Annotated in this window: 8 protein-coding genes; 6 read left to right on the top strand and 2 right to left on the bottom strand. The window is 53.3% G+C overall.

The window, feature by feature from the left end:
* Positions 1-143: 143 nt before the first annotated feature.
* Entirely contained in the window at positions 144-1,013 is an 870-nt protein-coding gene (gene rluB, locus CH74_RS16635) for a 23S rRNA pseudouridine(2605) synthase RluB (RefSeq protein WP_048308663.1), read from the top strand.
* A 355-nt stretch (positions 1,014-1,368) separates the two neighbouring features.
* On the top strand, positions 1,369-2,385 hold the full coding sequence (locus CH74_RS16630; RefSeq protein ID WP_048308662.1) for an aldo/keto reductase: 1,017 nt from the start codon (positions 1,369-1,371) through the stop codon (positions 2,383-2,385).
* Here the strand turns inward: CH74_RS16630 and CH74_RS16625 are convergent.
* A complete protein-coding gene (locus CH74_RS16625) occupies positions 2,349-3,302 on the bottom strand; it encodes a LysR family transcriptional regulator (protein WP_048308661.1) in 954 nt (317 codons plus the stop codon). The genes CH74_RS16630 and CH74_RS16625 overlap by 37 nt on opposite strands.
* A 46-nt stretch (positions 3,303-3,348) precedes the next feature.
* Positions 3,349-3,927, bottom strand: coding sequence for a class I SAM-dependent methyltransferase (locus CH74_RS16620; protein ID WP_048308660.1), 579 nt, complete (start codon positions 3,925-3,927; stop codon positions 3,349-3,351).
* A gap of 242 nt (positions 3,928-4,169) precedes the next feature.
* On the opposite strand from CH74_RS16620, the gene CH74_RS16615 reads away from it, so the two are divergent.
* The 4 genes from CH74_RS16615 to CH74_RS19080 are packed head-to-tail and all read left to right on the top strand — an operon-like array spanning position 4,170 to position 7,284.
* Positions 4,170-5,081 (top strand): lipopolysaccharide biosynthesis protein, encoded by a 912-nt coding sequence (locus tag CH74_RS16615; RefSeq protein WP_216594795.1) that lies wholly within the window; start codon positions 4,170-4,172, stop codon positions 5,079-5,081.
* Positions 5,081-5,482, top strand: a complete 402-nt coding sequence (locus tag CH74_RS19090; protein WP_216594794.1) for a hypothetical protein — start codon at positions 5,081-5,083, stop codon at positions 5,480-5,482. The genes CH74_RS16615 and CH74_RS19090 overlap by 1 nt, the downstream gene beginning before the upstream one ends.
* 48 nt (positions 5,483-5,530) lie before the next feature.
* On the top strand, positions 5,531-6,661 hold the full coding sequence (locus CH74_RS19085; RefSeq protein ID WP_216594793.1) for a hypothetical protein: 1,131 nt from the start codon (positions 5,531-5,533) through the stop codon (positions 6,659-6,661).
* The gene (locus CH74_RS19080; RefSeq protein WP_216594792.1) at positions 6,661-7,284 is read left to right on the top strand and encodes a hypothetical protein; all 624 of its coding nucleotides are present in this window, start codon (positions 6,661-6,663) and stop codon (positions 7,282-7,284) included. The genes CH74_RS19085 and CH74_RS19080 overlap by 1 nt, the downstream gene beginning before the upstream one ends.
* Positions 7,285-7,480: the final 196 nt, after the last annotated feature.

Raw genomic sequence — 7,480 nt, 5'->3', positions numbered from 1 at the left:
GCGTCCGACCGGCCAAAGCTTAGCTTCGCGGATCTCGAAGCGCGCCTGGCCGAACGCGCCCGCAAGCAGACCGTCGACAGCGAAAGCAACGATGACGGCCTGGCGGACGCGGAACACTCATCAGACGAGAATACGTCCGACTCATGAACACCACGAACACCACCACCGAAAAGCTGCAGAAAGTTCTCGCCCGAGCTGGGCTAGGATCGCGCCGCGAGATGGAAACCGCCATCAGCGCCGGACGGGTCAAGGTCAACGGCCAGGTCGCCACCCTGGGCGATCGTATCGAAGCGCGGGACAAGGTCACTTTTGATGATCGTCCGCTCAATCTGCGCGGCGCCGAAGAAGTGCCGCGCCGGGTCATCATGTACAACAAGCCGGAAGGCGAGCTATGCACCCGCAAGGACCCGGAGGGCCGACGCACGGTGTTCGAGCGGCTGCCGCGCTTGAAAGGCGAGCGCTGGATCGCCATTGGTCGCCTGGACATCAATACCAGCGGCCTTTTGCTGTTCACCACCGATGGCGAATTGGCCAATCGATTGATGCACCCCTCGACCCAGGTCGAGCGTGAATACGCCGTGCGCATCATGGGCAACGTCAAGCGCGAGCAGATCGTGGCCATGGTCGAGGGGGTGATGCTCGAGGACGGCCCGGCGCGCTTCACCGACGTGCAGGAGTTTGGCGGCGAAGGCATCAACACCTGGTTCCACGTGGTGATCATGGAAGGACGCAACCGGGAGGTGCGCAGGCTGTGGGAATCCCAAGGGCTCACCGTTAGCCGTCTGAAGCGGGTGCGCTACGGCAACATCTTCATCGACAAGCGAGCCAAGGCCGGTGAATGGGTGGAACTCACTCAGGAAGAGATCGACGATCTTTCCACCCTGGCGGGTCTGGAGGTACGTAAGGTGCCGGACTTGACCCCGGAAGAGCAGAACCGCTGGAGCCGGGATAAGAACAAGCGCCGTCCGGTGCGCGCCATGCGCAAACCGAAGGAGCCGCGGCACAGGCGCTGAGACTTCTTTGGCGAAATTCCTTGAGAAAGGCTTGTTCCAGGCACGGGGCAAGCCTTTTCTCTATTATGTTGGAAGGGGTGATCGAGACTTTCTAGCTGCCTAAAATGTGCTGCAGCACGTTGCGTAGACCATCTTGATCAGCAATTGATAGCTGACCCATAGCGCTAACGATCCTGCTTTTCTCGAGTGTCGCGATCAAAGGCTCGAGCCTTGCACCAATATTTCGACGTTGTGATTCAATTCGGGTATTACCAATCGAGTTCTTCCGTTGGTGGCCACGCCGATTCATGCTCTCCGTGTTCGTGCATTCGATGCGTCGAGCGATGCAACTCAAGGCTTACCACAGGAAGTGAACATGAATCAGAAAACGAAAGCATTACCCACCCGCACTCTAGGGCAGGGCTTTTATGCCTCGGCGATTGGCTATGGTGCCATGGGGCTCAGCGAATTCTATGGCCCATCGGACGATACCCAGTCCCTTGCGATGCTTGATGAAGTGGCAGATGCCGGCGTTACGCTCATCGATACGGCAGATATGTACGGTCGCGGACACAACGAGATACTGATTGGTCGCTTTCTCGCTGCTCAACGTTCCGCTGCAGACTCGATCAAGGTTGCGACCAAATGCGGTATCGATCGGCCCAAGGAGGCGGAGTACGCGCGGGGTATTAACAATAGTCCCGAGTACATTCGCGCTTGCTGCGACGCCTCGCTGAAGCGTCTGGGCGTCGAGCGAATCGATCTGTACTACCTCCATCGGGTGGACCCGCAGGCAGATATCACCGAGACCATGGGTACGCTGAAAAGCCTGGTCGAGGAGGGCAAGATCGCCCACGTGGGATTATGCGAGGTCTCTGCAGCTACTCTGGAAAAGGCTCATGCAGTGTATCCGATCACGGCGCTGCAAACGGAGTACTCGCTGTGGACCCGGGACGTCGAGCTGAGCATTCTGCCCAAGGCCAAGGCGTTAGGAATCGGCTTGGTCGCCTACTTACCTCTAGGTCGTGGCTTTCTCACCGGTCGGATCAGTTCGGCTCAAGAGCTGGCAAACGGTGATTTTCGACGCAACAACCCCCGTTTTCAGCAGGATAGTCTTGCGCATAATCTACAACTGCTCGAGTCCGTCAAGGCGATAGCCGAGCGTCATGGGGCAACCCCCGGTCAGATCGCGCTTGCCTGGTTGTTGGCACAAGGGGATCACATCGTGCCCATTCCCGGCACGCGACGCTCGCGCTATCTTCAGGAAAATCTTGCGGCCGCCGAGCTTGAACTATCCGCAGAAGATAAAGATGAACTGGAAAAGGTATTCACATCAGACAGCGTGCGGGGCGAACGCTATGGGGAGGAGGGTATGAAAGGGGTCAATGCTTGAGCTTCAGCAGTTGCGAGGAGCCTGTTTACGACATCGAGTACCGCCTCGTTTTGCTCATTTGCGCGCCATATCAGATGAATATCCATGCTCAGGCGCGCCTCGATACTGTCGGTGAACGCACGATACACCACGCCGGTGCGGCTGGCGGCTTTCATAGAACTGGGTAGGAATCCCATGCCTTCACCCGCGGCGATGCGGGCGAGTAAATCAACGTGCTCCTGGGGTTCTGGTTTGCGAGGGGCAGAAAAACCCATTTGATCGAACAAGGTTTCGCAGCGATCAAAAAAGACGAGGTTATCGGCCCTCGGGAACCAGAATAACGGTGTTTCCGCGACGTCTTTCAGATCGATTCGTTCCTTGCCGGCAGCAGCGTGGAACGCCGGCAGCGCGACCATCATCCTATCTTCGCCAATCTTCTGACTCTTGAGTGCGGGAGAGACATTGGCGAAAACGCCAACGATCGCCAAATCGATCTGTGAGGCTAACACGCGCTCGACGAGCCGCTTGGAGTAGGCCCGCTCCTGATGAATGCCCTGATTGAAAGATGAATTAGCTAGTAGGGCGTTCAGGGCGGTGAGCTGACTGAAATCCATAACGCTGGTCAAACCGAGCCGGATGTTTTCTTGAGGCGTTCCTGCGCTATCGCGCAACGATGCGACCGCGTTATCCAGCCCTACAAGCAAGCGATGCGCTCTGTCGACGAAATGCTTGCCGGTTGGCGTTAGCGCGACTCGATGGGTATCCCGCTCGATTAATCTGACGCCTAGCAATGTCTCCAGGCTGCGCACCTGTCTTGATAGCGGCGGTTGCGACATGTGCAGGCGTTCGGCCGCTCGGCGAAAATTGAGCTCTTCCGCCACGGCGATGAAGCACTGCAACTGTCGGATGGTCGGTAAGCGGTTGGAGAGTATCGACATGTTAAAATTCCCTCCGTCAAACCCAGTGATCGAAACGCGCTGTCATTTATTGGGTGTTTTCCTTGCACGCGAGCAGCGCCCGGAAAAGTGAGCCCATCATTACCGGTTCGTCACGCTCGATGCGAAATCCCGCCCCTTCCAACAACGGTCGCGCCTGCCGGGTGATATCCGTTGCAATGGCACTGGTTGCAAGATTGAGTGTGCGACGTCCCCAGCCTGCCCGATGGCTATCGGGCTGAAACTTGTCCATCACGCATAGCTGGCCATCTGCGCCAAGCACGCGATGAGCTTCATAAAGCCCTTTAGTTGGATCCGGCATGACGGCCAGAATCAGATGCATGATCACCACGTCGAAATGATTATCAGGATAGTCGAGTTGTTCCGCGTCCATGATTCGGGCAGTGAAATCGAAACCAAGTTCGTCTGCCCGAGCTCGAAAGCGGGTAATCATGGCTGGTGAGAGGTCGGTGCCGGAGCCGACGATCAACACTCGCTGTCCCGGCGCCCATGCCACCGCTTCGAAGGCACTGCCTCGCGCGTGGCGAAAGGCGCGATCGGCGATCAAATCATAGACCGGCGCATAAACGCTGTAGCGCAGTCGATTCCAGGCGGTGGTGTTGAGCATGGCATCACTCCTCGTTGTATTGGATATAAGTGCTCGTGTATCCGTTATGCGACGAGTTTAAGCATCTCACGGTAAGCCTCGAGCCTTGTGGCTATACTGCCTCCCCCAGTCGTTGGCAACCGCATCCTAGACCAACGATAAAGTAACGCATGCCATGGCAGTGAACCTTTTATCTGTCTATGTGATTTCGACGTATCCGGGCCTATGAGGCGACTGAGTGATTTATTTGATCAGGAAAAACTTTGCATAACTACGTCAAACAACTTATTCAAAGCAAGTTCGTGCGTAACGTCGCGGTGGTGGCCAGCGGCACCGCCGGCGCCCAAGCAATCGGCGTCGCTTTTTCCCCTGTCATTACCCGCCTGTACGGTCCGGACGCATTTGGTGTCCTGGGCACCTTCGCGGCCATGCTTGCGGTGATAACACCTTTGGCAGCGCTCAGCTATCCGATTGCCATCGTACTGCCCAAAAAAGACGTTGATGCTCTAGGCCTGGTCAAGCTATCTATTGGAATTGCACTGACGACCTCTTTTCTCGTCACCTTGTTTCTTCTGGGCTTCAAAGGTTCCATTGTCAACGCTTTCAATCTCCAGGCGGTTGAATCCTTCATACTGCTGCTTCCTCTGGCCATGCTGTTCTCGGCATGTCTGGCGATTGCCACCCAATGGGTGATTCGCAAGAAGCTGTTCAAGCTCCAAGCCAAGGTGGCCGTACTACAGGCATTGCTGATGAATGGCGCGAAGGCAGGTATCGGTCTATTGCTACCGCTGGCGTCGGTGCTGGTGATATTTGCCACCCTGGGTAGTGCGTTTCAAGCGTCCATGCTTTACAGAGGCATAAAAAAGAAAAAAGCGGACACAACGGTTGATGCCGGGCAGGATACGTTGGGAACCCATGCGTCGTACAAGGCTTTGGCATTGCGCCACCGCGACTTTGCCTACTACCGTACGCCTCAGGTTTTTCTCAATGCGGTTTCTCAAAGCATGCCAGTGCTCATGCTGGCCGGCTTTTTTGGTCCAGCGGTGGCTGGTTTTTATTCGCTGGGGAAGATGGTGCTGGGTGTTCCTTCCACGTTGATTGGACAATCCGTCGCTTCCGTTTTTTATCCACGAATAATGAAGCTGCCCATGCTGGAGAAAATACGCGTCAGCTAATGTTGAAAGCAACGGCAGCATTGGCAGCTGTGGGCATAGTGCCCTACGGAATAGTGATAGCTTTCGGCCCATGGCTATTCTCTTTCGTCTTTGGTACTGAGTGGGAGCTGGCAGGGGTGTATGCTCGATGGTTAGCGCTATGGTCATACTTCGGTTTTATGAACAGGCCAAGTGTTGGAGCAATACCGGTACTCTCATTACAAGGGTTTTTCCTTATTTATGAGATGGCGAGTGTCGCCTTGAGAGCTTTATCACTTTTTCTCGGATTTTTCATATTTGAAAGTGCGCTGGTCGCGATAGCGATGTTCAGCATTGTCAGTGCGGGTTTGAATGCTTTATTAATAGTTTCGACATTAATAGCAGCAAAAAAACATGATGATTCCCGGAGGGGTCATGAGTGATTTTTATTTGTTTCCAAGCAAACAAAACAAGGAAAGCTTTCCCGCTATTTGAATGAAATCCATCAGAAGGGCGGTGTTGAAAATATCGAATTTCACGGCGCCTGGGGTTCTCTTGCGGTCAGCAAGTCACACTACAATGGCTACGATCCGCTGAGTAACGAGCGTTACATCTGTGTCGTTATTGGTGGACCAGTACTCTATTTTCGAGATAACCGATTTTTTTCAGTAGACAATAGCGATGCCGGTACCCGGGCGATCTTTGATCGCTGGTTGAGTGGCAATATGAACTGGAGCGAAGATCTTAGTGGTCCTTTTGTAGTTCTAATCATAAACAAGACGTCTCGCAATGTTTTCTTCGTTACCGATCTGATGATGTTCATCCCGGTCTATCAATATCAGAATACACAGGGTGTCGCTATCGGCACCCATATAGATGGGCTTGCCAAGGCTTGTGGTCAGCAAGATCAGTTCGACGAGGTCTCCCTGGCGGACTTCATTCTGCATGAAGTCGTGACCTATCCCTACACGGCTTACAAAACCATTCGTCAGGGTCATCCCGCGGCAAAACACTGGTACTGTATCGACCAAAATCTACAAGCATTGCAAGGTCAGGCACCAGAATCGTACTGGTTGCCCGAAGAAAATGGGTCGTATCAGGATTTGAATGAGGCGGCAAACATATTAAGAGACGGGGTCGTAGGTTATGTAGAACGCGTCACCGAATCGATGAATCATGTTGCACAGTTCACTAGTGCTGGCGAAGACTCTCGAGCATTGTCTGGAATTATTCCGCAACGATTGAAGCGGGATGCTTTCATTTTTCTGGATCACATGAACCGAGAAGGCAAAATTGCAGAAAAAGTAGCAGCGGCATATGGTGCCAACTTCAAGCCGGCATTTCGCAGCAAGGTACATTACATATCCATTTTGCCGGAAGCCTCATCGCTCGTAGGAAGTGGTCATCAATACGTACATGCGCATGCCTTGGGGTTCGATCGATCATGCCATTTGGACGACTACAATGCTGTCTTCGGTGGATATCTCGCAGATTCACTTATCAAGGCTCAATACGCCCGCAAGCCAAAAGTCATGCGTCGTTTTGGTTTCCTTCCCCAGGTAGGTCTTGAAGGTGAGTCCCGCAGTAGAAAGGTTACGAGTCCGCTGTTTTCGGAAGACTGATGAACGAACTGACGCAGCGTCGACGCGAACATTTGGATCGGGTTCAATCATTTAGATCAACGAATGCTCACGAGTGGTTCGTGCTCTGGCCGATGACAATGAGATTGGCGATGCCCAATTTTTATAGTAGCCGACGCTTGTTTGCCAGCTTCGAGCCTTTCATGTCGAAAGAAGCAGTCAAGGTCGGCGCAGGCATTCCGACCGATTGGAAACTGAATCGACGCTTGTTCAACAAAGCCTTCCGTCCTTTCCTGGCCAAGACACGTTGGTTGCATCATGCGGATGGGCGTCTTCCTTATTACCCCTGGTATGTGAATTCACCAATACAGTTCGCTACCTGGCTTTATCGCCAGCTGGAAAGACGTTTGGGGCTGCAGGAAAAGGGACACCAGGGTCCTTGGGGAGATTGGGCAAACGTGATGAAAAGTTCGGAATGGCAAGAAGCGGTCGATAAGGCGTTTTTTGAAGCAGAAGGCTTGCCCGAGATGCAGCAAGCGATAAAACAGGGAGCGCTTTCGAAAAGTGATTTGAAGACCTCGCAAAAAGTCAATCTTTTACAAGCTGTCCATTTAGCCAACAGCATGAAAAGAAACGAAAAAAAGCGGGAGAACATGGAGCACTAATATAAAAACGAGCGATATGGCCACGCTTTCTGCATGATTTTGAATACTTATCATATTCAACGATCGTTCAGGTTCTTGAATGACGGACATGGGGTGATCGCAATACGGCGTTACTGGTCTACTCTTTTTACAAGACTCCCTTGAAAAGATATGGCGAACAACAACTGCCATACAGTCACGCCATCGATCATATCGA

It is taken from the genome of Halomonas sp. PR-M31, assembly GCF_001039575.1.
Lineage (GTDB): Bacteria > Pseudomonadota > Gammaproteobacteria > Pseudomonadales > Halomonadaceae > Modicisalibacter.
This window is presented reverse-complemented; position numbering and strand designations above follow the sequence as displayed.

What these genes read in the sequence shown, in the direction of transcription:
- rluB (WP_048308663.1), top strand. Translation starts at nt 144, where the DNA reads ATGAACACCACGAACACCACCACCGAAAAGCTGCAGAAAGTTCTCGCC.
- CH74_RS16630 (WP_048308662.1), top strand. Translation starts at nt 1,369, where the DNA reads ATGAATCAGAAAACGAAAGCATTACCCACCCGCACTCTAGGGCAGGGC.
- CH74_RS16625 (WP_048308661.1), bottom strand. Translation starts at nt 3,302, where the DNA reads ATGTCGATACTCTCCAACCGCTTACCGACCATCCGACAGTTGCAGTGC.
- CH74_RS16620 (WP_048308660.1), bottom strand. Translation starts at nt 3,927, where the DNA reads ATGCTCAACACCACCGCCTGGAATCGACTGCGCTACAGCGTTTATGCG.
- CH74_RS19090 (WP_216594794.1), top strand. Translation starts at nt 5,081, where the DNA reads ATGTTGAAAGCAACGGCAGCATTGGCAGCTGTGGGCATAGTGCCCTAC.
- CH74_RS19080 (WP_216594792.1), top strand. Translation starts at nt 6,661, where the DNA reads ATGAACGAACTGACGCAGCGTCGACGCGAACATTTGGATCGGGTTCAA.